23 protein-coding genes are annotated in these 24,632 nt (G+C 65.4%); 17 read left to right on the forward strand and 6 right to left on the reverse strand.

Annotated features, from left to right (window positions below; genetic code table 11):
* Positions 1 to 156 precede the first annotated feature (156 nt).
* On the reverse strand, positions 157 to 1,497 hold the full coding sequence (locus CAL28_RS21965; RefSeq protein ID WP_094843309.1) for an MFS transporter: 1,341 nt from the start codon (positions 1,495 to 1,497) through the stop codon (positions 157 to 159).
* Positions 1,498 to 1,781: 284 nt separating this feature from the next.
* On the opposite strand from CAL28_RS21965, the gene cyoA reads away from it, so the two are divergent.
* The 7 genes from cyoA to CAL28_RS22000 are packed head-to-tail and all read left to right on the forward strand — an operon-like array spanning position 1,782 to position 8,695.
* Complete coding sequence (gene cyoA / locus CAL28_RS21970) at positions 1,782 to 2,858, forward strand: ubiquinol oxidase subunit II (protein WP_094843310.1); 1,077 nt, start codon at positions 1,782 to 1,784, stop codon at positions 2,856 to 2,858.
* Positions 2,859 to 2,906: 48 nt separating this feature from the next.
* Entirely contained in the window at positions 2,907 to 4,910 is a 2,004-nt protein-coding gene (gene cyoB / locus CAL28_RS21975; protein ID WP_094843311.1) for a cytochrome o ubiquinol oxidase subunit I, read from the forward strand.
* A complete protein-coding gene (gene cyoC / locus CAL28_RS21980; protein ID WP_094843312.1) occupies positions 4,903 to 5,544 on the forward strand; it encodes a cytochrome o ubiquinol oxidase subunit III in 642 nt (213 codons plus the stop codon). The genes cyoB and cyoC overlap by 8 nt, the downstream gene beginning before the upstream one ends.
* Positions 5,541 to 5,948 carry a cytochrome o ubiquinol oxidase subunit IV gene (gene cyoD / locus CAL28_RS21985; RefSeq protein WP_094843313.1) on the forward strand — a complete coding sequence of 136 codons (408 nt, stop codon included), beginning with the start codon at positions 5,541 to 5,543 and terminating at the stop codon, positions 5,946 to 5,948. Before cyoC ends, cyoD begins: the two co-directional genes overlap by 4 nt.
* 53 nt (positions 5,949 to 6,001) lie before the next feature.
* On the forward strand, positions 6,002 to 6,793 hold the full coding sequence (locus CAL28_RS21990; RefSeq protein ID WP_094844784.1) for an SURF1 family protein: 792 nt from the start codon (positions 6,002 to 6,004) through the stop codon (positions 6,791 to 6,793).
* Positions 6,790 to 8,166: an ATP-binding protein gene (locus CAL28_RS21995; RefSeq protein WP_094843314.1), complete on the forward strand. Its 1,377-nt coding sequence runs from the start codon at positions 6,790 to 6,792 to the stop codon at positions 8,164 to 8,166. The genes CAL28_RS21990 and CAL28_RS21995 overlap by 4 nt, the downstream gene beginning before the upstream one ends.
* Entirely contained in the window at positions 8,144 to 8,695 is a 552-nt protein-coding gene (locus CAL28_RS22000; protein WP_094843315.1) for a response regulator transcription factor, read from the forward strand. Before CAL28_RS21995 ends, CAL28_RS22000 begins: the two co-directional genes overlap by 23 nt.
* A 46-nt stretch (positions 8,696 to 8,741) precedes the next feature.
* On the opposite strand, the gene CAL28_RS22005 is transcribed toward CAL28_RS22000, so the two are convergent.
* Complete coding sequence (locus CAL28_RS22005) at positions 8,742 to 9,710, reverse strand: AraC family transcriptional regulator (RefSeq protein WP_094844785.1); 969 nt, start codon at positions 9,708 to 9,710, stop codon at positions 8,742 to 8,744.
* A gap of 190 nt (positions 9,711 to 9,900) precedes the next feature.
* Here CAL28_RS22005 and CAL28_RS22010 point away from each other — a divergent pair, with 190 nt between their 5' ends.
* Positions 9,901 to 10,953, forward strand: coding sequence for an aldo/keto reductase (locus tag CAL28_RS22010; protein WP_094843316.1), 1,053 nt, complete (start codon positions 9,901 to 9,903; stop codon positions 10,951 to 10,953).
* 66 nt (positions 10,954 to 11,019) lie between these two features.
* On the forward strand, positions 11,020 to 12,252 hold the full coding sequence (locus tag CAL28_RS22015) for an MFS transporter (protein WP_094843317.1): 1,233 nt from the start codon (positions 11,020 to 11,022) through the stop codon (positions 12,250 to 12,252).
* A gap of 85 nt (positions 12,253 to 12,337) precedes the next feature.
* On the opposite strand, the gene CAL28_RS22020 is transcribed toward CAL28_RS22015, so the two are convergent.
* Both CAL28_RS22020 and CAL28_RS29580 read right to left on the reverse strand, forming a co-directional pair.
* A complete protein-coding gene (locus CAL28_RS22020; protein WP_094843318.1) occupies positions 12,338 to 12,586 on the reverse strand; it encodes a hypothetical protein in 249 nt (82 codons plus the stop codon).
* Positions 12,587 to 12,738: 152 nt separating this feature from the next.
* Positions 12,739 to 13,104 (reverse strand): hypothetical protein, encoded by a 366-nt coding sequence (locus CAL28_RS29580; protein ID WP_141218229.1) that lies wholly within the window; start codon positions 13,102 to 13,104, stop codon positions 12,739 to 12,741.
* A gap of 131 nt (positions 13,105 to 13,235) precedes the next feature.
* On the opposite strand from CAL28_RS29580, the gene CAL28_RS22025 reads away from it, so the two are divergent.
* Both CAL28_RS22025 and CAL28_RS22030 read left to right on the forward strand, forming a co-directional pair.
* Positions 13,236 to 13,856: a response regulator transcription factor gene (locus CAL28_RS22025; RefSeq protein WP_254926199.1), complete on the forward strand. Its 621-nt coding sequence runs from the start codon at positions 13,236 to 13,238 to the stop codon at positions 13,854 to 13,856.
* Between the two features lie 4 nt (positions 13,857 to 13,860).
* Positions 13,861 to 15,675 carry an ATP-binding protein gene (locus CAL28_RS22030; protein ID WP_094843320.1) on the forward strand — a complete coding sequence of 605 codons (1,815 nt, stop codon included), beginning with the start codon at positions 13,861 to 13,863 and terminating at the stop codon, positions 15,673 to 15,675.
* Here CAL28_RS22030 and prpF read toward each other — a convergent pair.
* Positions 15,666 to 16,850, reverse strand: coding sequence for a 2-methylaconitate cis-trans isomerase PrpF (gene prpF / locus CAL28_RS22035; protein WP_094843321.1), 1,185 nt, complete (start codon positions 16,848 to 16,850; stop codon positions 15,666 to 15,668). The two genes, CAL28_RS22030 and prpF, sit on opposite strands and share 10 nt — an antisense overlap.
* A 150-nt stretch (positions 16,851 to 17,000) precedes the next feature.
* Here prpF and CAL28_RS22040 point away from each other — a divergent pair, with 150 nt between their 5' ends.
* The 6 genes from CAL28_RS22040 to CAL28_RS22065 all read left to right on the forward strand — a co-directional run bounded on the left by CAL28_RS22040 (position 17,001) and on the right by CAL28_RS22065 (position 23,589).
* On the forward strand, positions 17,001 to 19,397 hold the full coding sequence (locus CAL28_RS22040; protein WP_094843322.1) for a phosphoketolase family protein: 2,397 nt from the start codon (positions 17,001 to 17,003) through the stop codon (positions 19,395 to 19,397).
* Positions 19,398 to 19,430: 33 nt separating this feature from the next.
* Entirely contained in the window at positions 19,431 to 20,579 is a 1,149-nt protein-coding gene (locus CAL28_RS22045; protein ID WP_094843323.1) for an acetate/propionate family kinase, read from the forward strand.
* Between the two features lie 63 nt (positions 20,580 to 20,642).
* Complete coding sequence (locus CAL28_RS22050; protein WP_094843324.1) at positions 20,643 to 20,825, forward strand: hypothetical protein; 183 nt, start codon at positions 20,643 to 20,645, stop codon at positions 20,823 to 20,825.
* 167 nt (positions 20,826 to 20,992) lie between these two features.
* A complete protein-coding gene (locus CAL28_RS22055; RefSeq protein WP_094843325.1) occupies positions 20,993 to 22,435 on the forward strand; it encodes a cytochrome ubiquinol oxidase subunit I in 1,443 nt (480 codons plus the stop codon).
* 2 nt (positions 22,436 to 22,437) lie between these two features.
* Entirely contained in the window at positions 22,438 to 23,445 is a 1,008-nt protein-coding gene (gene cydB, locus CAL28_RS22060) for a cytochrome d ubiquinol oxidase subunit II (protein WP_094843326.1), read from the forward strand.
* Positions 23,446 to 23,499: 54 nt separating this feature from the next.
* Positions 23,500 to 23,589 (forward strand): DUF2474 family protein, encoded by a 90-nt coding sequence (locus tag CAL28_RS22065; protein ID WP_369597696.1) that lies wholly within the window; start codon positions 23,500 to 23,502, stop codon positions 23,587 to 23,589.
* Positions 23,590 to 23,656: 67 nt separating this feature from the next.
* Here CAL28_RS22065 and CAL28_RS22070 read toward each other — a convergent pair whose 3' ends face one another.
* A complete protein-coding gene (locus CAL28_RS22070; RefSeq protein WP_094843328.1) occupies positions 23,657 to 24,565 on the reverse strand; it encodes a polysaccharide deacetylase family protein in 909 nt (302 codons plus the stop codon).
* Positions 24,566 to 24,632: the final 67 nt, after the last annotated feature.

Here is a 24,632-nt window from a genome sequence, read left to right on the forward strand (position 1 = left end):
GTCGTACGGTTGCCAAAATGCCGCCATCTCCCCCGTTGCCGAGGGAAATAGGGCGATTTGGCCCTGCACAGAAATTACAAATTCGCACAAAAAAGCCGGGCCTCCGCCCGGCTTACTTGCCGCTGAGTGCGCCGGCCAGGCCGGCGCGGCGAGTGCTCAATCCCGCGTCTGCAATTCCAGCGATCGGTTGATCCGCAGCGCCAGCAGCGTGCAGGCGACGCCGGACAACAGATAAACGCTGACCGCCGCCAGGCCGAAGCGCGCCGACAGGCTCAAGGCGACGACCGGCGCGAAGGCCGCGCCGAACAGCCAGGCGAAATCGGCCGTGAACGCCGCGCCCGTGTAGCGGAAACGCCGGCTGAAATTGGCGGTCACGGTGCCGGATGCCTGGCCATACGACAGGCCCAGCAGGCAGAAGCCGATCAGGATGAAGGCATCCTGGGCGGCCGTCCCGCCATCCAGCAGCCAGGGCGTGCACAGGCTGAATACGCCGATCAGGCAGGCCAGCGCCCCGAGGGTATTGCGGCGGCCGATATGGTCCGCCAGCCAGCCGGAGGCCATCGTGCCCAGGATGCCGAGTACGGCCCCGACCACCTGGACGCTGAGGATGGCGTCGATGGACTGCGTGGACTGCAAGGCCAGCCAGGACAGCGGGAAGATGGTTACCAAGTGGAACAGCGCATAGCTGGCCAGCGCCGCGAAGGCCCCCAGGAAAATGTTGTAACCCTGCTGCCGCATCAGCGTGGTGGCCGGGATGGGTTCCAGTTCCCCTTCCTCCAGGAGCCGGGTGTATTCGTGGGTGACCACCAGGCGCAGCCGGGCGAACAGGGCCACGACGTTGATGGCGAAGGCCACGTAGAAGGGGTAGCGCCAGCCCCAGTCGGAAAAGTCGTCCGCGTTCAGGTTGGTATGCAGATACAGGAACAGGGCGCCCGCCAGCAGGAACCCGATGGGCGCGCCCAACTGGCCCAGCATGGCGTACCAGCCGCGCCGCTCGGCCGGCGCGTTCAGGGCCAGCAGCGACGGCAGCCCATCCCAGGCCCCGCCCGTCGCCAGCCCCTGCAGGCAGCGGAAAACGGCAAGCAATATAATGGCGCGTTCGCCCAGGGTGGCATAGCTGGGCAGGAAGGCAATGCCGGCGGTGGCCGTTCCCAGCAGGAACAAGGCGACGGTCAGCTTGGCCGCCCGGCCCCAGCGTCGCTGCATGGCCATGAACAAGGCCGTGCCGAAAGGCCGGGCAATGAAGGCGAAGGAAAATATGACGAAGGCGGCCAGTATGCCTTCGAGCCGCGTAAGGAACGGGAAGAATACCTGCGGGAAGACGAGTACCGAGGCAATCCCGTACACGAAGAAATCGAAATATTCGGATGCTCGGCCGATGACGACGCCGATGGCGATTTCTCCGGGCGCGACCTTGGAATGATCGGCGGTAGTCAACCTGGCGTCGTGCTCGAGCGAAGTCGAGGACGCATGGGGGAATCCTGCAGTCATGGACATCTTATTTCCTCGCGATTGTTGCTACACCGGCGGTCTTTGTCTCTGGAGACCGCTCCCGACTATCGCGCGGGCCTGCTGCTTACCGAAAATTGCCCTCTATCAGGCCCGGCAAGCCTTAGCATGGCATGACTTTCCGCTTGCCGCCATAGGTAGGACAAAATGTCCACTTTCCGCAGTGCGTCAAAAATTGTACATTTCGCGTGATTTTTTCTTTTCATCTTACGCGGTGCTTACACACCCGTCAGGCTTCCGCTCAGTTCCTGTTTAGGCTTTTGTCGCCCGGCATGTCATCCTCCAAGCTCCCCCGCCGACTTATCCTGTTCCCCCTCCTTGTCCTCACCGCCCTTCTTGGCGGGTGTAAGGCGGTGGTTCTGTCCCCGTCCGGCGATATCGCAATGCAGCAACGCGATCTGATCATCATCTCCACCATGTTGATGCTGATCATCATCATCCCCGTCATCATCCTGACCCTGGTCTTCGCCTGGCGTTACCGCGCCTCGAACACCAACGCCAAATACGATCCGGAATGGCACCATTCCACGGTGGTCGAACTGGTCGTCTGGTCGGCCCCCCTGCTCATCATCATCGCGCTGGGTGCCCTGACCTGGGTCACCACGCATCGGCTGGACCCATACCGCCCGCTGGACCGCATCGCCGAAGGCCACGAATTGCCGACCAACGTCAAGCCGCTCACCGTCGAAGTGGTGGCCCTGGACTGGAAATGGCTGTTCATCTATCCAGAGGAAGGCCTGGCCACCGTGAACGAGCTGGTCGCGCCGGTCAACCGGCCGATCCAGTTCAAGATCACGTCGTCGACGATGATGAACTCCTTCTTCATTCCCGCGCTGGCGGGACAGGTCTATGCCATGGCCGGCATGGAAACCAAGCTGCATGCGGTCATCAACCACGCAGGCGTCTATGAAGGTTTCTCCGCCAACTACAGCGGCGCCGGTTTTTCGGACATGCGCTTCAAGTTCTACGGCATGAACCCCGCCGATTTCGACAACTGGGTCCAGCAGACGCGCGAAGGCGGCGGCGACCTGACCCGCGCGGTCTACCTGAAGCTGGAGCAACCCAGCGAGAAAGAGCCCGTGCACCGCTATGCGAAGGTGGACGCGGACCTGTACGACGCCATCCTGAACCGCTGTGTCGAGTCGAACCGCATGTGCCTGAAAGACATGATGGCCATCGACGAGCAAGGCGGCCTGGGCAAGTCCGGCACGTATAACCTCGCCACCAATGCTTCGACCCGCGTGCGCCTCGGCCTGGCCGAGATGCCCGCCCGCAATTACGTCGGCGCGGTCTGCACGCCCGCCAATCCCACCGGGACCGGCGTGCTGGACAACCGCGTACCGCTTTAAGCCGCCCGCCCTTCTTTCCGCCTTGCGCGTCCCGTCACGGGAATCGAGATGTTTGAGAACCTAGACCTGCATAAGCTATTACTTGGCCGCCTATCGCTAGAGGCCATCCCCTACCACGAACCGATCCTGGTGGTGACGTTCATCTTCGTCGCCATCGGCGGCCTCGCGCTGCTGGGCGCGTTGACGTACTACCGCTGCTGGGGCCCGCTGTGGCGAGACTGGTTCACCAGCATCGACCACAAGAAGATCGGCATCATGTACATCGTGCTGGCGATCGTCATGCTGCTGCGCGGCTTCTCCGACGCGATCATGATGCGGCTGCAGCAGGCCATCGCCTTCGGCGATTCGGCCGGATACCTGCCGCCCCACCACTACGATCAGATCTTCACGGCGCATGGCGTCATCATGATCTTCTTCGTGGCGATGCCCCTGGTCACGGGTCTGATGAACTACGTCGTGCCGCTGCAGATCGGCGCGCGCGACGTCGCCTTTCCCTTCCTGAACAACTTCAGCTTCTGGATGACCGTGGGCGGCGCCGTGCTGACGATGACTTCGCTGTTCGTCGGCGAATTCGCGCGCACGGGCTGGCTGGCGTATCCGCCGCTATCGGGCATATTGCAAAGTCCGGATGTGGGGGTGGATTACTACATCTGGGGATTGCAGGTGGCCGGCCTGGGGACACTGCTATCGGGCATCAACCTGATGGTCACCATCGTGAAGATGCGCGCCCCCGGCATGGGCATGATGAAGATGCCCATCTTCACCTGGACGGCGCTGTGCACCAACGTCCTGATCGTCGCCGCCTTCCCCATCCTGACCGCGGTGCTGGCCCTGCTGACGCTGGACCGCTACGTCGGCACGAACTTCTTCACGAACGACTTCGGCGGCAACCCGATGATGTACGTGAACCTGATCTGGATCTGGGGCCACCCGGAGGTGTACATCCTGATCCTGCCGGCGTTCGGCGTGTTCTCCGAAGTCGTGTCCACGTATAGCGGCAAGCGCCTGTTCGGCTATGCCTCGATGGTGTACGCGACGGTCGTGATCACCGTGCTGTCGTACCTGGTGTGGCTGCACCACTTCTTCACCATGGGTTCGGGGGCGAGCGTCAACTCGTTCTTCGGCATCACGACAATGATCATCTCCATCCCGACCGGGGCGAAGATCTTCAACTGGCTGTTCACCATGTATCGCGGCCGCATCCGTTTCGACGTGCCGATGCTGTGGACGGTGGGCTTCATGGTGACCTTCGTCATCGGCGGCATGACCGGCGTGATGCTGGCCGTCCCGCCCGCCGACTTCGTGCTGCACAACAGCCTGTTCCTGATCGCGCACTTCCACAACGTCATCATCGGCGGCGTGGTGTTCGGCATGTTCGCCGGCATCAACTACTGGTTCCCCAAGGCCTTCGGCTTCAAGCTGGACGAATTCTGGGGCAAGTGCTCGTTCTGGTTCTGGCTGGTGGGCTTCTGGGTCGCCTTCATGCCGCTGTACGTCCTGGGCCTGATGGGCGTGACGCGCCGCATGAACCACTTCGACGATCCGTCGCTGCAGATCTGGTTCGTCATCGCCGCCTTCGGCGCCCTGCTGATCGCCTTCGGCATCGCCAGCTTCCTGATCCAGATCTACGTCAGCATCCGCCGCCGCGAACAGCTGCGCGATGTGACGGGCGATCCCTGGAACGGCCGCACGCTGGAATGGTCCACGTCGTCGCCCCCGCCCGCCTATAACTTCGCCTTCACCCCGCAGATCCATGAGGGCGACGCGTGGTGGCAGATGAAGCAGCGCGGCGCCCAGCGGCCGACGGAAGGGTTCATCCCCATCCACATGCCCAAGAATACGGCCGCGGGCATCATCCTGGCCGGCCTGAGCACCGTCTTCGGCTTCGGCATGATCTGGCACATGTGGCTGCTGGTGATCGTATCGTTCGTCGCCGTCCTGGCGGTGGCGATCGGCCACACCTTCAACTACAAGCGCGATTACTACATCCCCGCGGACGAAGTCGTTCGCGTCGAAGCCGAGCGTACCCGTCTGCTAGCAAACCATGTCTAAAACCACCGTCCTCACGCAACCCGGCGGCGCGGCGTCGCCGGAAGCCCTCAGCTTTTACCTGACTGAGGAGCACCACCCGAAGAACGGCACACTGCTGGGCTTCTGGGTTTACCTGATGAGCGATTGCCTCATCTTCGCCAGCCTGTTCGCGGTCTACGGCGTGCTGGGCCGCAGCTATGCGGCCGGGCCGTCGGGCGCCGACCTGTTCGACCTGCCGCTGGTGGCGTTGAACACCTCCATGCTGCTGTTGTCGTCCATCACCTATGGCTTCGCCATGCTGGAGATGAACCGCAACCGCGTGGGCGCCACGCAGTTCTGGCTGCTGATCACCGGCCTGTTCGGCGCCGCGTTCATCGGCCTGGAACTGTACGAGTTCGCGCACCTGATCCACGAAGGCAACGGTCCGACCCGCAGCGCCTTCCTGTCGTCCTTCTTCACCCTGGTGGGCACGCACGGCCTGCACGTCACCAGCGGCATCATCTGGCTGATCACGCTGATGGTGCAGGTCGGCCGCTTCGGCCTGACCGCCGCCAACAAGCGCCGCCTGATGTGCCTGTCGATGTTCTGGCACTTCCTGGACGTCGTCTGGATCGGCGTGTTCACCTTTGTCTATCTGATGGGAGTGCTGCCATGAGCACGCATAACGGTACGCTGGCCCATGGCGATCACAACCATGGCCACGATCATCACGACGACCATGACGACGGCGCCGCGCACGGCACCTTCAAGGGGTACATGACCGGCTTCATCCTGTCGGTCATCCTGACGGCCATTCCGTTCTGGGTGGTCATGGGCAAGGTCTTCGATCAGTCCAGCACGACCGCCATGGTCATCCTGGGCCTGGCCGCGGTGCAGATCGTGGTGCACATGGTCTACTTCCTGCACATGAACACCCGGTCCGAAGGCGGCTGGACCATGCTGGCCCTGATCTTCACCGTGGTGATCGTCGTCATCACCCTGGCCGGATCGCTCTGGGTCATGTATCACCTGAACGTGAACATGATGCCGTCGATGACCGACATGAAGAACATGCCTTAAGCATGGCCTTGTCCAACGGGGGCCCCGCGGAAAGCAGCGAGTCGATGCGATCGATGCAGCCCGAGACCCCATCCACCGCCCGGCTGGACGCCGAAACCGGCGTCCGGCGCCGCCCCGCAGCACTGCTCTGCATGGCGGTCGTGGCGGTGTTGCTTTTTGCGGGCTTCTGCGCGCTGGGCACCTGGCAGGTATACCGGCGTGCATGGAAGCTCGATCTGATCGCCCGCGTGGACCAGCGCGTCCATGCGCCCGCGATGCCCGCGCCGGAGCGCGGCCGCTGGCCGGCCGTCAGCACCGATACCGACGAATACCGTCATGTTTCCCTGACGGGTCGCTACGAATACGGCAAGGAAACCCTGACACAGGCCAGCACGGAACTCGGTAGCGGCTACTGGGTGATCACTCCCCTGCGACGCGACGACGGCAGCACGGTGCTGGTCAATCGCGGTTTCGTGCCGGGCGACCGGCGCGACCGCATCGCCCATCCCCAACCCGGCGAGGCCGTCACGGTAACCGGCCTGCTGCGCATCACCGAACCGGGCGGCGGCTTTCTGCGCCACAACGACCCCGCGGCCAATCGCTGGTATTCGCGGGACGTGCAGGCGATCGCGTCGGCGCGCGGGCTGTCCGACACGGCGCCCTATTTCGTCGACGCCGCGGCTGCCCCGGCAGCCGCACCGGATACCTGGCCCCGGGGCGGAATGACGGTCATCGCCTTCCACAACAGCCACCTGGTCTATGCCATCACCTGGTACGCGCTGGCGCTGATGGTGGCCGGCGCGGCGTTCTACGTCGTCCGCGACGAACGACGGCAGCGGCAGCCCCGGGCGCCGCGCGGCCGATGAACGCCGAGCCCGACCGCGCCGTGACGGCGGCCGTGTCCGCCGGACACCTCGAGCCCTCCGTGCCGGCCCCCGGCGGACGGCGACGGTACGACACCACCGGCCACAAGAACATGCAGCAGCTGATCACGCTGCGCTGGATCGCCGTGCTGGGGCAGATCGCCACGATCTACGTCGTGGCGATGGGATTCGGCGTACCGCTGCCGCTAAGTTACATGGCCCTCGTACTGGGCGGGCTGATCGCCTTCAATATCGTCGGCATGCTGCGCCTGCGCCTGGCGCCGGAGGTCAGCAATACCGAGCTGATGGTGGCGATGCTGGTCGACCTCGTCGCGCTGACGGCCCAGCTCTACCTGACCGGCGGCGCCACCAATCCCTTCGTTTTCCTGTACCTGGTCCAGGTCACCCTGGGCGCCGTGCTGCTCAAGCCCTGGAGCACCTGGTTGCTGGTCATCGTCACCACCCTGTGCTTCATGCTGCTGGCCGCCGCCGGGCGGCCGCTGACACTGCCGCTGGACCACGGCAACGGCCTTGCCAGCCTGTACGTGCAGGGCATGCTGATCTGCTTTGCCCTGAACGCATCCCTGCTGGTGGTCTTTATCACGCGCATCAACGGCAACCTGCGGGCGCGCGACGCCCATCTGGCGGACCTGCGCCAGCGGGCCGCCGAAGAGGAACATATCGTTCGCATGGGGCTGCTGGCTTCCGGCGCCGCGCACGAGCTGGGCACGCCGCTGGCGACCATGGCCGTCATTCTGGGCGACTGGCGCCACATGAGGCCCTTCAAGGGCGACCCCCAGCTGCTGCAGGAGATCGGCGACATGCAGGCGGCCGTCGCGCGCTGCAAATCGATCGTCGGCGGTATCCTGCTGTCGGCCGGCGAAGCGCGCGGCGAAGCGCCGGCCGAAACCACCGTGCATACCTTCCTGGACGATCTTGTCGCCGATTGGCGCGCGACGCGGGGCTTCGACGAACAGCTGCGCTACGACAATGCCTTCGGCGCGGACTTGCGCATCGTTTCGGATTCGGCGCTCAAGCAGATGATCTGCAATGTGCTGGACAATGCCCTGGAAGCGGCACGCCGCGGCATCGCGCTGACCGTGCGGCGCGAGGAGGATGCGCTGGTACTGGAAATCACCGACGACGGCCCCGGCTTCGCCGCGCCCATGCTGGCGCACTTCGGCAAGCCGTACCAATCCAGCAAGGGCCGCGCCGGCGGCGGACTGGGGCTGTTCCTTGTGGTGAACGTGGCACGCACGCTGGGCGGCACGGTATCCGCCGAGAACCTGCCCGAAGGCGGCGCGCGCGTTACCCTGCGGTTGCCGCTCTCCGCCATTACCCTGGAGGAAGACGATGACGTCCACCCCGGCCTCTGAGGAGCGCCTGCTGCTCATCGTCGAGGACGACGAAACCTTCGCCCGCACGCTGGGCCGATCCTTCGAACGGCGGGGCTACCGCGTGCTGCACGCGACAGGGCTGGAATCGCTGCAGGCGATACTGCCGGAGCACCAGCCGGGGTATGCCGTCGTGGACCTGAAGCTCAAGGGCGAGGCCTCCGGCCTGGCCTGCGTACAAGCGCTGCACGCGCACAATCCGGACACCATCATCGTCGTGCTGACCGGGTACGCCAGCATCGCCACGGCGGTGGAGGCCATCAAGCTCGGAGCGCGGCATTACCTGGCCAAGCCGTCGAACACCGACGATATCGAACAGGCTTTCGGACGGGACAGCGGCGACGTCGAAACGGAGCTGAGCGACCGTCCCACTTCGATCAAGACCCTGGAGTGGGAGCATATCCACGAAACCCTCGCCTCGACGGGATTCAATATCTCCGAAACGGCGCGGCGCCTGGGCATGCACCGGCGCACGCTCGCCCGCAAGCTGGAAAAGCAAAGGGTGAAATAACGCCAGCGTGGATGGGTGCGGGGCCACCGCCCGCGGGCCAGGACCGCTACTGCGACACGCCGTCGCCCATCCAGCGGCGCTTGTCGCGCAAGGGCGCGCAGCCGAACAGCCTGCTGTACTCGCGACTGAACTGAGACGGGCTTTCATAGCCGACCTGATGCGCCACCACGGCGACGTCGGTGTCGCTGGTAAACATCAGGCGCCGTGCCTCCTGCAGTCGCAACTGCTTCTGGAACTGCAGCGGGCTCATCGCGGTGACGGCCTTGAAGTGATGGTGGAAAGAAGAGGCGCTCATGTGCGCCTGGCGTGCCAGGTCGTCCACACGCAGCGGCCGCACATAATGTTCGCGCAGCAGGCGGATGGCACGCGCGATGCGCTGGGTATGACTGTCCTTCTGGACCAATTGGCGCAGTACCGCCCCCTGCCCGTTCATCAGCAGCCGGTAGAAGATTTCGCGCTTGACCATGGGCGCCAGCACGGGGATATCGACCGGGGTATCGAGCAGGCGCAGCAGCCGCAATACGCCATCCAGCAGCGTGTCGCTGAGGGGATTGACGTACAGGCCGCGCGGCGCTTCGGCCTGCGCGGCGGGCAGCGGTTCGACGTCCTGGATCAGCGCGCCTATGGCCTCGACGTCGAGGTCCAGGCGCAGGCCAAGGTAAGGTTCGCTGGAACTCCCGACGGCGACCTTGCCGGCGACCGGAAGATCGACGGACGACACCAGGTAGTGCAACGGATCGTACTCGTACACCTGGTCGCCTACCAGGAGCCGCTTGGAACCCTGCGCGATGACGCCGAAGATCGGCAACTGCAAGGCGTGATGCGGACCTCCCGGGCAAGTGACGCGATGCAGGTACAGCCCCGGCACGGCGGTCGCCATCGAGCCTTCCAGCGTCCCCGTCAGCCGGGTCAGCCGCCACACCAGTTCGCGCCGGGGCGCGTCGAGTATCGCGTCGACGCCGTCCACGGCGGGAGAGGGATGCAAGAAAGAATCGGGTATCTCGTTCAAGCCCATGGTTCGCCCGTGCGGAATTTTATGCAATGCAAGCATAGCGCCAGTTTCCTGTCAGGAGAGACGCGACCCCACCGCCGATAGGGATCCCTGGAGGATCAGGCAGGAATCGAACAGGATCGAGCACACCTGGAACCGGCCGCGCGCGCATACTTCCGCATCGCGGCAGCGGTAGACGAATCAGGAGCATGCCATGCGCTACAACAGATTGGGCAGTACAGGATTATTCGTGTCGGAACTGTGCCTGGGCACGATGACCTTCGGCGGCGAGAACGGCACTTTTTGGGGGCAGATCGGCAGCCTGGAGCAGGACGAGGTGGACCGCCTGGTCGGCGCCGCCCTGGACGCGGGCATCAACTTCATCGATACCGCGAATGTCTATTCCGGCGGCCGTTCCGAAATCCTGACCGGCCAGGCGATCCGCAACCTGAACGTACCGCGCGAGAACATCGTGGTGGCGTCCAAGGTGATGGGCCAGACGGGCACCGGCGGCGTGAACTCGAGCGGCCTGTCGCGCTTTCACATCATGGAAAGCGTGAAGGCCTCGCTCAAGCGCATGAATCTGGACCATTTGGATCTGTACCAGGTCCATGGCTTCGACCCCGCCACGCCCATCGAAGAGACGCTGCGCGCACTGGATACGCTGGTCCAGCATGGACACGTCAGGTATATCGGCGTCTCCAACTGGGCAGCGTGGCAGATCATGAAGGCGCTGGGCATCTCCGAGCGGCACGGCCTGGCCCGGTTCGAATCGCTGCAGGCTTACTACACGATCGCGGGACGCGACCTCGAACGCGAGATCGTGCCCTTGCTGCGCAGCGAAGGACTGGGCCTGATGGTATGGAGCCCCCTGGCGGGCGGCCTGCTGAGCGGCAAGTTCGCGCGCGACAAACAGGGCGAGGAAGGCAACCGCCGCACCGCCTTCGACTTCCCGCCGGTGAATCGCGAACGGGCCTTCGACTGCGTGGACGCCATGCGCGCCATCGCCGAAGCGCGCAAGGTATCGGTCGCCCAGATCGCCCTGGCCTGGCTGCTGCACCAGCCCGCGGTCACCACGGTCATCATTGGCGCCAAGCGCATCGAACAACTGCGGGACAACATCGGTGCCGCGGCCATCGAGCTCGCCGATGACGAACTGGCCGCGTTGGCCCAGGTCAGCGCCCTGCCCGCCGAGTATCCGGGCTGGATGCTCGAACGCCAGGGCGACGCGCGACGCCGCCTGCTGACGGAGGGCACGCGCGACTGATCGCGCCATCCCGTTCCGTTCCCGATCCGCCCGATACCGGGCGGATTTTGTTTTACGCTTATCCCCATGACAGTAGAACGCCCTTCCGACGTATCCCCGCTCCCGTCCACACAACCGCCGCTGACGCGCGGATTGCTGTTTGCCCTGGCGATCACCGCGGGCGCCGCGGTGGCGAACCTGTACTACAGCCAGCCCATGCTGGCCCTCATCGCCGACACCTTTCAAGCCGGCGAGGAAATCGGCCTTATCACCATGTGCACGCAATTGGGCTACACCATCGGCCTGGTGCTGCTCGTGCCGCTGGGAGACCGCCTGGAGCGCCGCCGCCTGATCCTGTCGCAATGCGTACTGCTGATCGCCGCGGCCGCGGCATGCGCGGTGGCCCCGTCCTTCGGCGCCTTGATCGCCGCGTCCATCATGCTGGGCGTGGGGGCGACCATCACGCAATTGATCATTCCCTTCGCGGCCGACCTGGCCCCCGACGCCACGCGCGGGCAGGCGGTCGGCGTCGTGTTCAGCGGCCTGCTGGCCGGCATCCTGCTGGCGCGCACGCTCAGCGGCGCGGTCGGCCAGCTTATGGGATGGCGTGCCATGTTCTGGGTGGCCGCCGGCATCGCGCTGGCGCTGGGGGCCATGATGTTCATGCTGCTGCCCCGCGTCGCGCCGAAGTCGCGCCTGCCCTACACGCAACTGCTGGGTTCGATGGTGCGGCTGTTGTTCACGCATGCGCCGCTGCGGCGGGCCTGCGCGACGCAGGCGTGCCTGTTCGGCCTGTTCAGTGCCTTCTGGTCGGTACTCGCGCTGCTGCTGGCCCAGCCGCCCTACGGGATGGGATCGGCGGTGGCCGGCGCGTTCGGGATCGTCGGCCTCATCGGCGTGGGCGCCGCGTCGTGGGGCGGCAAGCTCGCGGACCGCTACGGCGCCCGCAACGGCGTCGGCGCCGGCATCCTCGCATGCGCGCTTTCCTTCGTCGTGTTCGCCCTGGCTCCCTCGATGACCGGCCTGGTCGTCGGCGTCATACTGCTGGACCTGGGCGTATCGCTGGCGCAGGTATCGAATCAATCGCTGATACTCGGCCTGGATGCCCAGGCGCGCAGCCGCATCAACACGGTGTATGTCACCTCCATCTTTTTCGGCGGCGCGTTCGGCTCGGGCGCGGCCAGCGTCGCATGGCACCGCGGCGGATGGATCGCCGTGTCTTTGCTGGGATTGGGATTGGCCTTGCTGGCCCTTGGCGTTCACGTCCATGACCGCATCAGCACACGGCGCATGGGAGCGCCGGGACGAGCCGCCTCGTAACGCCGCGCGGATTCAGCGCGTCGTCAGAAAAATCTGACGGTGGAAGGCCGGCAAAGATGAATACGTCGTTCCCGCCGGACAGCGGTCAATACACCGCGACAGCCGGCGGTGTCACAACCGAGATGGGTTGTTCCAGCTTGTATCGCTCGAGCGCGCGCATGCCGGCCGCCGCGGCCTCGGACGCCGATTCGCAGGCGTCGTCGCTGGCCACCAGGGTACCTTTGCCCTGCTCTTTCGACAGCGCGAGATAGATATACCAGCCATAGCCCGCGGTGGATTCCTCCACATCGAGCGTCAGGCGATATCCCTCGCCCATCGTCATATAAAGTTCCATATTCTCCCCTTCAGCAAAGGCAGTTCTATAGCACGCGCCCGCCAACCCCAGGTATCCCGGCAACTCCCTCTTGACTTGCGTGCGCCACATGTCTCGAGGCCCTCGTACCTTCATCCGCGAGTGCGCTAGCGTCCGTCGCCGCACTTTCGTTGTCAAGCAATGGCGGGGGCAATAAGCGTATACGCGGCGATGATTTTTCGTTTTCTTTGGAAACATTCCCGCGCTGCCCGATTCGCCAAGCAGTGATACCGTGCGCTGTCGACCGACATTGCCGGGCCATGTGCGCGGGAATACCGGGCGACCACACGTGCTTGTTTTGCCACGGCTTCGGCCGTGGCGTTTTCATCTTCGATGCGCAGGCTTTTGCAACTAGTCGCAATAAGTAGCCCTTCTGCAACGACGCTCGTGTGACCTGCGTGCCACCACGCCACCTCCCTCCGTATACTTTGCCGCGCTTTCCCTTGGGGAAAGTCCACCACGCCGCAGCCCGCGCCGCGTGCGATGCCCCAACGCAGCATGGAACGCGCCTCGCCGGCACGGGAGCATGCCGCACGGCCTGACGATCCCGCCGCGTTCGTCCGCGGCAGCGCGCGGCCCGGGGATTACCGCGATCGAAGATGAGGTTCAAGTGCAAAGAGTAGGAAGCGTCGTGATCGTTGACGATCACCCCATGATCCGCTTCGCGGTCAGGACGATACTGGAACAGAGCGGTTGGGACGTCGTCGCCGAAGTATCGACCGGTGTCGACGCATTGAGCGCCGCGCGCGAACATCGCCCGGACCTGATCGTGCTGGATATCGGCATCCCCAAGATGGACGGCCTGATGGTGATCAGCCGCTTGCGCGCGGACGGACGCGACCACAAGCCCGGGATCGTCGTGCTGACCGCCCAGAACCCGGATCATCTCGCGGCCCGCTGCCTGCACGCGGGCGCCTCGGGCTTTGTGTATAAGGGCAAGGAACTGCAGGAGCTGGTCAGCGCCGCCAAGGCAGTGCTGCAGGGCAATACCTACTTTCCCACCGTTGCGTTGCATCCCAGCGGCGAACGTGGCACCGCCATGAGCGAAGCGGCACTGATCGAACAGCTGTCGGATCGGGAACTGGTGGTCCTGCAGCACCTCGCGCGCGGCGCATTGAACAAGACCATCGCGGCCACCCTGATGCTTAGCGAGAAAACGGTCAGCACATACAAAAGCAGGCTGCAGGAAAAGTTGAACGCCGCCACGCTGCTCGAGCTTACCGATATCGCAAGACGCAACGGCCTGGTGTAGCGACATGCCCGGCGCCATGCTTAGACGCGCGGCATGGATCTCGGCGTTCCTGCTGCTGACCTGCAGCGCCGATGCGGCGCAGGTACCGTATGACGACGAAGAAGGCCCCGCGTGGATCGCGGGGCTGCTGGAAGAACAATGGCTGCTGGTCGACCCGATGCTGGGCGCCGCCATGCTGGCGGGCACCATGCTGGCGGGATGGAACAGCCATCTGCGCCGCCAGATCAGCAAGCGCCGGCGCAGGGAACATCTTTTGCAGGCCGCGGCGCAATCCGCCGAATCCGCATCGCGCGCGAAAAGCGATTTCCTCGCCGTCGCCAGCCACGAGATCCGCACCCCCCTGCACGCCATGGCCGGCATGCTGGAGCTCGGCCTGAAAGAAGCGGCCGCCGGCCAGGATGTACAGGACCACCTGCGTGTGGCGCATGGCGCGGCGCAAGGATTGCTGGATCTGGTGCGAGACATTCTCGACCTCGAAAAACTGGATCGGGGCAAGCTCGAGCTCCTGCCACGGCGGGCCAATCTGCGCGCGCTGGTGGAATCGGTTGTCGAGGTCTTCAATGGAATGGCGCGCGACAAGGGCTTGGCACTGCGCTTCGAGGCCGATCGCGGCGCCGATACGGACATCATGGTGGACGCGGTACGCTTCCGGCAAATCGTGTCGAACCTCCTTGGCAATGCGGTCAAGTTCACCGAGACGGGCCGTGTGGAGGTCCGCGTCAGCACACGCCGGCAGGACAACGCCCGGCTGTCCGCAACGGTGGTCGTGGCCGACACGGGTATCGGCATAGACCGGGCGGACCAGGACAAGCTGTTCGCCCCCTACAGCCAGACGCGCGAGGGCGCGCGCGTCCATGGCGGTAGCGGTCTGGGCTTGAGCATCGCCCGGCGGCTGGCGTCGCTGATGGGCGGCACCCTGCAGCTGGAAAGCGCGCGTGGCGAGGGTTGCACGATACGTTTCGATTTCGACGCGGAAATCCTGTCCTCGCCGGCGCACGCGGGCGAGCCTGCGCGAGCCTGTGCCGACGCCGGCCCGGCGTTGCAGATATTGGCGGTCGACGACAATGGCCCCAGCCGCCTGCTGCTGTGCAAGCAACTGGAACATCTGGGACATCGCGTCGTGCTGGCCCGCGGCGGCAGGGCGGCATGGCGGCTATGGCGCGCCGGCGCATACCACCTGGTCATCACGGACTGCAATATGGCCGATGGCAGCGGCTACGCGCTGGCACGCCGCATACGCGATGCCGAGGCGGCCCAGGGTGGCGGCTCGTGCACGATATGGGCCTACACGGCCAGCGCGCGGCGGAACGAGACCGAGCGCTGCCTGGAAGCCGGCATGGACGCCTGTCTGTTCAAGCCGCTGAGCCTGGACGCGCTGCGCCATCGGCTGTCCGGCCTGCGGCATGCGCGGGTACGCATCGAAGGCGCGTGGCGGCATGGCCTGCGTTTCGATCCAGGCGCGATCGAATCCCTGGCCGCTGGCGATAGCGCCATCGCGGATCGGTTCCTGGCCGCGCTTTGGGAAACCGGCGAACAGGACGCCGTCACGCTGGGCAATGCATTGGCCGCTGCCGACGCCGCGGCGGCCGGCGACGTGCTGCACGCGGTAAACGGCGTGGCGCGCATGGTCGGCGCCACGGCGTTGGCGGCCGCATGCGTGACGGCGCAAAAGGCGCTCGAGCGCGACGGGTTTGCCGCGGCACGCAGCGCCTGCCATGCCGCCCAGGAAGAACTGGCGCTGCTGATGCGATCGGTGCGCGCGTGGGCGCAGACCGGGCGGGATGCCCCCGCGCAAGGGCAGCTTGCCCTTCAGGCCTGATCGCCCAGCACCGCCGCCGGCACGAACACGGTACCCGCCATCAGGCGACGCGCGCTGCGGCTCAGCGTCACCTTGGTGACCTCCCAACGGCCTTCCGCCTGGCGCGCCTCCGCGCCGACCCGCAGGCGGCCGGATGCATGCCCGAAGCACAAGGCATCCCGGGCGCCCCCCAGAATGCGGCTGACGATGGTATCCGGCACGGCCGCCGCGGCGGCAATGGCCACCGCGCCCGTCCCCGTCATCGCGTGATGCAGCTGGCCCATCGACATGATGCGCGCGGCGATGTCGATGTCGGAAGCCTCCACCGCGTTGCCGCTGGAGGCGACGTAGCTGGCCGGCGGGCCGAAGAAGGCCAGCTTGGGCGTGTGCTGGCGCGTCGCGGTGGCTTCGTCCGCCGTGCGTGCCGCGCCCATCGCCACGGCCGCATGCGCGCGTATCAGTTCCAGGCGCGCCAGCAACGGCGCGTCGCCGTTGATGCGCGCCTGGCTTTCGGTGCCGGTCAGGCCCAGTGCCGCCGCTTCCACCAGTACGGCGGGATTGCCGGCATCGATCAGCGTCGCTTCGATGGTACCCACGCCCGGCACCGACAGCATGTCGCGGGGCCGTCCGGTGGGGAACATGCCGCCACCCTGCTCGTCGCCACCGGCACCGGGATCGAGGAAGGTCAGCGGTATCTCCGCCGCCGGGAAGGTCACGCCGTCCAGTTCGAAGTCGCCCAGTTCCTGGACCTGGCCGTCACGCATCGGCACCTGCGCGATGATCCGGCGCTGGATGTTGGCCTGCCAGATGCGTATGGTTGCCACGCCATCCGCGGGAGCCCGCACGAGTCCGCGATGAATGGCGAAAGGGCCGACCGCGGCGGTCAGGTTGCCGCAGTTGCCGCTCCAGTCCACCAAAGCCTGCCCGATGGCGACCTGGCCGAACCAATAATCGACATCGCAATCGGGTCGCGTGCTTTTGCCGACGATCACCACCTTGCTGGTGCTGGAAGTCGCCCCGCCCATGCCGTCGATCTGCTTGCCGTAGGGATCGGGGCTGCCCGCCACGCGCAATAGCACCGCGTCGCGACGCGCCGCGTCGGCCGGCAGGTCCTGCGGCAGGAAAAACACGCCCTTGCTGGTGCCGCCTCGCATGTACAACGCGGGAATCTCTATCTGTCTGCCTGAGGTAGTCATCCACATTCCAATCGAAACAGCCACGCCGATGGCTGGGGGCGCTCGGTAACAGGGCTTGCCAGGACCGCGCGCGGGCGGCACGATGTTAGCGCCGCCCGCGCATTTGGTAAAAGCCCGTCGCGGCATCCACCTTGCAGAGGAGCCGGTACGATGACCCTATCCCAACCCCCGTTGCAAGTTCCGCCTGACAGGGCCCTGTCCGACGAAGAATTGCAGGGCATGCAAGCCTATTGGCGCGCCTGCAATTATCTTGCCGTCGGCATGATTTATCTGCGCGCCAATCCATTGCTGCGCGAACCTCTGAAGGCGGAACACATCAAGCGCCGGCTATTGGGCCATTGGGGGTCGGACCCCGGGCAATCGTTCACGCTGGTGCATCTGAATCGGGTCATCCGCCAGCGCGACATGAATGTCATGTTCATTTCCGGCCCCGGGCACGGCGCGCCCGCCACGCTGGCCCACGCTTACCTGGAAGGCCGCTACAGCGAGATCTATCCGGACCGCAGCCAGGACGAAGCCGGCATGCAGCGTTTTTTCCGGCTGTTTTCCTTCCCTGGCGGCATAGGCTCGCACTGCACGCCGGAAACGCCGGGATCGATCCACGAGGGCGGCGAACTGGGCTACAGCCTGTCGCACGGCTACGGCGCGGTGTTCGACAACCCGGACCTGGTCGCCGCCGTCATGGTCGGCGACGGCGAGGCGGAGACCGGGCCGCTGGCGACATCCTGGCATTCCAACAAATTCCTGAATCCCGCGCGCGACGGTGCCGTCCTCCCCATCCTGCACCTGAACGGCTACAAGATCGCCAATCCCACCATCCTGGCGCGCATCCCGCGGCCTGAACTGGAGGCCCTGCTGACAGGCTACGGCCATCGCCCCTACTTCGTCGAAGGCGACGATCCGCAAGCGATGCACCATGCCATGGCGATCGCGATGGACCATTGTTTCGACGAGATCGAGGCCATCCAGCGCCGCGCGCGCGAAGAAGGCCGGATGGAGCGTCCGCGCTGGCCCATGATCGTGCTGCGCACGCCCAAGGGGTGGACCGGGCCGGAAACCGTCGATGGCCATCGTGTCGCGGGTTACTGGCGCGCGCATCAGGTACCGGTGGCCGACCCGGTCACGAATCCCGCCAACCTGAAGGTGGTCGAGGACTGGATGCGCAGCTATCGACCGGAAGAACTCTTTGACGAGCACGGCGCCCCGATGGCCTTTCTGCGGGCGCTGGCACCCGAAGGCGATCGCCGCATCAGCGCCAACCCGCACGCCAACGGCGGGCTGCTGTGCAAGGCACTGGACCTGCCGGACTTCCGCGAATACGCCATCGACGTGGCCGCGCCGGCATCGTCCTATCTGTCGCCGACCGAGGTATTGGGTAAATTCCTGCGCGACGTCATGGCACGCAACATGACGACCTTCCGTTTGTTCGGGCCCGACGAGACCGCCAGCAACAAGCTGACAGCCGTATATGAAGCGTCACGCAAGACCTGGATGGCGGAGATGCTGCCGGTGGACGAGGACGGCGGCGAGCTGGCCACGGACGGCCGGGTGATGGAAATGCTTAGCGAGCATACGCTGGAAGGCTGGCTGGAAGGCTATGTGCTGACCGGCCGCCATGGCTTCTTCGCGACCTACGAGGCCTTCGTCCACGTCATCGATTCGATGTTCAACCAGCACGCCAAATGGCTGGAGAAAGCCAAGCTGGAGCTGTCCTGGCGCGCCCCCATTCCTTCGATCAATCTGCTGATCACGTCGCTCGTCTGGCGGCAGGACCACAATGGCTTCACGCACCAGGATCCCGGCTTCCTGGACGTCGTCTGCAACAAGAGCCCGGACATCGTGCGCGTCTACCTGCCGCCCGACGCCAATTGCCTGCTGAGCGTGGCGGACCACTGCCTGCGCACGCGCGACTACGTAAACGTCATCGTCGCGGACAAGCAGCCCCACCTGCAATACCTGGACCGCGATGCCGCGATCCGGCATTGCACCAAGGGCATCGGGATCTGGGATTGGGCCTCGACGGACCATGGCAGCGATCCCGATGTGGTGGTCGCCTGCGCCGGCGACGTCGCGACGATGGAAGCCCTGGCCGCCGTGCAAATTCTGAAAGAGAAGTTCCTGGGCCTGAAGATCCGCTTCGTCAATGTCGTCGACCTCTTCCGGCTGATGCCGGATACCGACCATCCGCACGGTCTCTCGGATCCCGACTTCGATTCGCTGTTCACCGCGGACAAGCCGGTCATTTTCAACTTCCACTCCTACCCGGCGCTGGTGCACAAGCTGACGTACCGCCGCCGCAACCACGCCAATCTTCATGTGCATGGCTACCAGGAGCAAGGCAGTATCAATACCCCGTTCGAACTGGCCATCGTGAACCAGATCGATCGCTTCCATCTGGCCATCAATGCCATCGATCGCGTCCCGGCGCTGCAAGGCCGCGGCGCGCACGTCAAGGAATGGCTGCGCGACCAGATCATCATCCACACGGACTACGCGCACACCGAGGGCATAGACCGGGACGAAATCCGCAACTGGACCTGGGCCTGAATCCTTTTCCATCCTTGCTGCGAGCATGCCGCCATGGCCGTCGACGCGCCCTCCATCCTGGTATTGAACAGCGGATCATCGTCGCTGAAGTTCGCGCTGTTCCTCCCTGGCGGCGATGACGAAGCGGCCGTGGCCGAAGGTGCCGCGAGCAACATCGGGCGGCCCGATGGCCATCTGCGTATCCGCGACGCGCGGGGCGGGATACTGGCCGAACGGGACCACGACATGCCCACGCAAACGCATGCGCTGGATATCCTGGCGCGCACGCTGGCCGACGCAGGCCTGGGTGCCCCATCGGCCGTCGGCCATCGCATCGTGCACGGCGGCCCACAGCTGCGCACGCACCAGGCGCTCACGCCCGAGGTGGAGGAGCAGTTGCGCCGCGCGATACATTTCGCGCCGCTGCACATTCCCGTCGCGTTGCAGCTTCTGGAGGGCGCAAGAGCGCGATGGCCCGATGCGGCGCAGTTCGCCTGCCTGGACACGGCCTTCCATCGAACCATGCCGCCCCGTGCCGAGCGCCTGCCCCTGCCGGCGCGCTACGCGGACGCCGGCGTCGCGCGCTACGGCTTCCACGGCCTGTCGTATGAATCGCTGGTGCGCCGCCTCGGCGCGGACCTGCCGCCGCGGGCCGTTTTCGCGCACCTGGGCAACGGCGCCAGCCTGTGCGCGGTTCGGGAAGGCAAATCGATCGATACGTCGATGGGCATGACCCCGGCGGGCGGCATCCCCATGGGGTCGCGCAGCGGCGACCTGGACCCGGGCGTCGTCCTGTACCTGATGCGCACCGAAGCGCTGCGCGCGGATGACCTGGAAACCCTGATCAACCGCGAGAGCGGGCTGGCCGGCATCGCCGACGGCGAAAGCGATATGCAGGCGCTGCTTGCGCGCAGCGCCGCGGGCGATGCGCATGCCGCGCTGGCGGTCGACATCTTCGCGACGTCGGTGCGCAAGCAGATCGGCGCCTATGCGGCATTGATGGGCGGAATCGATCTGCTGGTGTTCACCGGCGGCATCGGCGAGCATAGCGCCGAGCTACGCCGGCGCATCGTTGCGGGACTGGATTTCCTGGGACTCGGCCCCGCGGTGCCCGGACCGGGCGTCATGGTCGTACCTACCGAGGAAGAGCGCCAGATGGCGCGGCATTGCCGTGCCCTGATGCGCGGCATGACCCTGCCATAAGCTTGCCATAGGCATGCCACGTGCTGCGCCGAGCCCTGTCTTGCCATTTACAGGAGCGCGAATATGGCCCATCCGCAAAACGAACCGTCCGACAAGCAGGCCGACGACCGGGCGCGTGAAAACCAGCGCAGTCACGGCGACGCACAGCACCGTACCAAGAAAGACGGCCACACCAGCCAGATCGGTACCGGCTCCGATCAGCACAGCAGCCGCCAGCAGGGTCCCGGCTCGCGGCGGCATTACTAAGCCGCCGCGGCGTCGTCGCGGCGCACGACCGCCGCGACGACGGCATGGCGGCCAACTGCACTGCAATAGCTGCCCCCTTACTGATCCTGTACACACGCTGCCGATGCCGGTAACCTGCCGCAGTCATCACAGCAGCAGCCCGGCCACACGCACGGGGGGAAGCGAACATGTTAGGCCTGGATGCCTTGACTCTTGCCCGGATACAGTTCGGGTTCACGATCTCCTTCCACATTATCTTCCCCGCCATCACGATCGGCCTCGCCAGCTACCTGGCGGTACTGGAAGGCCTGTGGCTGGCCACGCGCAAGACCCTATACCGCGATCTGTATCACTTCTGGCTGAAGATCTTCGCCGTCAACTTCGGCATGGGCGTGGTATCCGGACTGGTCATGGCCTATCAGTTCGGCACCAACTGGAGCCACTTCTCCACCTTCGCGGGCGGCATTACCGGTCCCCTTCTGGCCTATGAGGTACTGACGGCATTCTTCCTGGAAGCGGGCTTCCTGGGCGTCATGCTGTTCGGCTGGACCCGTGTGGGTCCGGGCCTGCATATGCTGTCCACCGTCATGGTGGCCATCGGCACGCTGATTTCGGCGACCTGGATACTGGCGTCCAACAGCTGGATGCAGACGCCTCAGGGCTACGAAATCATCGGCGGCCGCGCAGTGCCCGTGGACTGGATACAGGTCATCTTCAACCCGTCCTTCCCCTACCGGTTGGGGCATATGGTCGTCGCGGCCTACCTGAGTACCGCCCTGATGGTGGGCGCGGCCGCCGCCTGGCACCTGCTGCGCGGAAAGGACACGCCCGCCACGCGCAAAATGCTGTCCATGGCCATGTGGATGGCCCTGCTGGTCGCGCCCGTCCAGGCCTTCATCGGCGATATGCATGGCCTGAACACGCTGCAGCACCAGCCCGCCAAGATCGCCGCGATCGAGGGACATTGGGAACAGCCCGCCCCCGGTGCCGGCGCGCCGCTGCTGCTGTTCGGCATCCCCGACATGGCGGCCGGCGAGACCCGCTACAAGCTGGAGGTCCCGCACCTGGGCAGCCTGATCCTGACCCACACTTGGGACGGCAAGGTGCCCAGCCTGGACGAGTTCGCGGCGCGGGACAGGCCCAATGCGGCCATTGTGTTCTGGACCTTCCGCGCCATGGTCGGACTGGGCTTGCTGATGATCCTGCTGGGCCTGTGGGGACTGTGGCTGCGCCGGGGCCGACGCCTGTACGCGCATCGCGGATTCCTGCGCTTCGCGCTGGCCATGGGGCCGGCGGGCCTGGTCGCCATACTGGCAGGCTGGATGACGACGGAGATCGGCCGCCAACCCTGGATCGTCTATGGCGTGATGCGTACCGCGGACGCCGTATCGCCCCACGGCGCCGGCCAGTTGGGCTTCACGCTGGCGCTGTTCGTCGTGGTGTATTTCCTGGTGTTCGGGGCCGGGGTGGCCTACATCCTGAAACTGATCCGGCAAGGCCCGACGCCCGGCGAGGCCGCTACCTCGCCCCCGGAGGGCGGGCCCGGCCTGGAGCACCATGCGATGCGCCCGCTGTCCGCGGCGCCTGACGAAAACCGGTTGCCGGCCGCCACGCCGGTGTCGGGGAGCTGACCATGGGTATCGATCTTCCGCTGATCTGGGCCATCATTATCCTGTTCGCGGTCATGATGTACGTCATCATGGACGGCTTCGACCTGGGCATAGGGATCCTGTTCCCATTCTTCCCTGCCAAGGAAGACCGCGACACCATGATGAATACCGTGGCGCCGGTCTGGGACGGCAACGAAACATGGCTGGTGTTGGGCGGGGCGGGCCTGCTTGCCGCGTTCCCGCTGGCATACGGCGTGGTATTGAGCGCCCTTTACCTGCCCATCATCCTGATGCTGGTGGGCCTGGTATTCCGCGGGGTGGCCTTCGAGTTTCGCTTCAAGGCCAGCGATGCGCGCCGCCACTGGTGGGATAAGGCTTTCATCTGCGGATCCATACTGGCGACATTCTTCCAGGGCGTGACGCTGGGGGCGTATATCGGCGGCTTGCGCGTGGTCGACGGCGTCTATGCCGGGCAGCCCTTCGACTGGCTCAAGCCATTCAGCCTGTTCACCGGCTTCGCGTTGCTGGGCGCTTATGCGCTGCTCGGCAGCACCTGGCTGGTCATGAAAACGGAAGGCGAGCTGCTGGGCCGCGCCCGCGCCGTCGCGATAGGCTCGGCGTGGGCGGTCCTGGCGGCGATCGTCGCCATCAGCATCTGGACGCCGCTGCTGGGCGCGAACATCGCGCGGCGCTGGTTCAGCGTGCCCAACATTTTCTATTTCGCGCCGGTGCCGCTGCTCGTGCTGCTGTTCCTGGCAATGCTGATCCGGACCGTACGGCGCGACGCGCACGCCGCGCCTTTCGTTTGTGCCCTGGGGCTGGTATTCCTGGGCTATACGGGCCTGGGCATCAGCGTATGGCCCAACGTCATACCGCCCGGCGTGTCGATATGGGATGCGGCCGCGCCGCCCCAAAGCATGGGCTTCGCGCTGGTCGGCGCATTGCTGATCGTGCCCATCATCCTGATGTACACGGCCTGGGGCTATTACGTGTTCCGGGGCAAGGTCCGGCAAGGCGAAGGCTATCACTGAGGCGGCTACGCCGCGCGACGCATGCGAATGTGGAAAAAACTTGCCTGGTTGGTGATGATCTGGACGGCCAGCGTTGCAGTGATGGGCGGCGTCGCGCTCGTCGTGCGCTGGCTCATGTCGGTCGCCGGGCTGACGCTGCATTAGCGTATGCGTCCGGGCGGCGCGCGCTCGCCGCCCACCGCGCATCGCGCGGCGCAGACGCCGGGCAGCCTCAGGAAGGCGACATCGCCTTGGCGAAATCGCTCTGCACGTAGTGCTCCATGATTTCGCGCCCGGTGGCCAGCCACACGCCTTCATGCCGGCAGATGTATTCCAGCGCCGCATCCAGCGCGCCGATACGGTGCGGCAGGCCAGTGACGAAGGGATGCACCGCGATCGCCATCACGCGACCCGACGTCGCACCCTCGCGATACAGCACATCGAATTGACGCTTGATCATGGCTTCGAATTCGGGCACCGAGACCTTCATGTCGTAGTAGGCCGGCACATCGTTGGTCTGCACACTGTACGGAACGGACACCATGCGGGGCGAGCCGACTTCCATGGTGTAAGGCTGGTCGTCGTTCACCCAGTCGCAGACGTAGCGAATGCCGGCCTCGGACAGGTATTCCAGCGTGTTCCAGGTTTCGGACAACCCCGGTGCCAGCCACCCCACGGGGCGCGTACCGGAGGCCTTTTCGATGCGATCGATCATGTCGAAAATCAGCTGGCGTTCCTGGTCGGGAGGGATCTCGTCCAGCCGCACGGCGTTGGTGATGCCATGGCCCAGGAATTCCCAGCCCCGGCGCACCGCCTCGGCAATGACTTCCGGATGCTGGTCGCACATCTCGCTGTTCAACGCGGCGCTGGCGCGGATACCGTAGCGGCTGAGGGTATCCATCAGGCGCCAGACGCCGACACGGTTGCCATAGTCGCGCAGGGACCAGTTGCGCACATTGGGCACTTTCGCGGTGTCGCGCGGCACGCGCTCGTTAAGCCGTCCCGGCATGATGTCGTCCAGGCCGAAGAATTCGACATTGGGATTCACCCATAACGCCACCCGCGCGTTGTTCGGCAGGACGAAGCGTGGACGCGCGGGCAAGGGAATATACGGGAACGGGCCATAACGGCGGGGCTGCATGGACTTTCCTTGGCGTGATTGAAACGTTACTGCTCACGGGGCCGGCGGGCATGGCCTTCCGGCAGGC

The organism is Bordetella genomosp. 11, from assembly GCF_002261215.1.
Lineage (GTDB): Bacteria > Pseudomonadota > Gammaproteobacteria > Burkholderiales > Burkholderiaceae_B > Bordetella_C.